Annotated in this window: 2 protein-coding genes; one reads left to right on the top strand and one right to left on the bottom strand. The window is 53.0% G+C overall.

What is annotated here, in order from left to right:
• Positions 1 to 618 (bottom strand): hypothetical protein (locus J7360_RS19920; protein ID WP_209034614.1); only part of this gene is annotated, 618 nt, incomplete at its 3' end.
• Positions 619 to 761: 143 nt separating this feature from the next.
• On the opposite strand from J7360_RS19920, the gene J7360_RS19915 reads away from it, so the two are divergent.
• Positions 762 to 1,244, top strand: a complete 483-nt coding sequence (locus J7360_RS19915) for a hypothetical protein (RefSeq protein ID WP_209034612.1) — start codon at positions 762 to 764, stop codon at positions 1,242 to 1,244.
• The last annotated feature ends 53 nt before the right edge of the window (positions 1,245 to 1,297 follow it).

Here is a 1,297-nt window from a genome sequence, read left to right as displayed (position 1 = left end):
ATTAAAAGTGCTGGTGACAACGATCTCCTCCTCTTGAAGGAATCTTCGATAGCGATCCTTTGGGTCAATCGAGTAACGACCAATTAGTCGTCCCAGCTCTGCGTCAGGCATACCTGATGCATTGCTTAAGTGAGACTGGGCAGCATGAAACGCCTGCGCTAGCGAGATCTGAAGATCTTGAGGCAGAAGAGCATGAGTTACTGGCCAACTGATATAGGGATGCTTCTTGGCCCAAGATCCGCTCGGCTTAGCACCGCCGTAGCTTTTCTCAAAGCGCTCAAACCACTTGCGCAGGTTCTGCCGATAGTCGACGTGATGCCAGCGCGGAGCTTTGCGCTCAAACGAATCCCAGTACTCCAGCCCGGCGAACTGATACCCGTGCTCAGCAGCAAACACTACCCAAGAGATCCAAAATTCGTCGGTCAACTTGCCATCTAAGCGGACTTGATCTGACAGCAACTCCCCAAGTCGCTCTCGTTCCGCGCAAGTGAGATGATGCTCAAGCGCAAAGACAGGCGCACTTGTATAAGTAGCTTTGTTTGCACGAAGCTCCTTAAAGTGCCGCCGCAAATCCATTTCGATGCAGGCAAGTACGGGCCGCTGACCGAGAATGTTCAAGGCCGATCCCCAGCGCGAACATAGCAGCGAGCCCACCGAAGCACCATCCCCCTATTCATCCTTACTTCCTGAAGTTCCTATCCCTTCTGGGCAATAGTAAACTAGATCTTCACCGCCACATACCAGATAAGAGTTCGACCTCCATGGCAATCGATCCGAAGGATCTCATGACCCTAGCGGCGGCGACGATTGCCGCCTCACTCGCAGCTGCCAAGCTGATAGCTGACAAAGAAAGCAAGGTCTCAGACTTCCGGAAAGATTGGATCACGACCTTCAGAAGCGCTCTTTCCGAGTGCTTGGCCGAGGCGCATGTTATCGCCGGGCGAATCCACATTCGAACGAAACACTCAAAGGCGTCAGGATCTCCCACGCTCAACGACGATGATCGAGCAGCCTTAGAAAAAGAGCTCACCGAGCACTGGGCAAACTACAGACACTCCTACAGGACAGTTCTGCTACACCTCAATTTCGCTGAAACATCGCTGCCTCTATTCTGCGATCGCGGAGAGGCACCTGTTGTTTCTCGAACACCTGAGGCGATCTGGCGGGCCCTCTCAAGCCACAGGCCATCAATGGAAAGCTTCTATCTGCTAGTGGTTAAGGAAGGTCTGAACAACGAGACCTGACAGGGCGGAAGGTGGCGTCGTTCCGAAGAGTGGCTTTTGGAACTTCGGAATTT

The organism is Xanthomonas sp. D-99 (genome assembly GCF_017746145.1).
In the GTDB taxonomy this organism is placed as follows: Bacteria; Pseudomonadota; Gammaproteobacteria; order Xanthomonadales; family Xanthomonadaceae; genus Xanthomonas; species Xanthomonas cissicola.
This window is presented reverse-complemented; position numbering and strand designations above follow the sequence as displayed.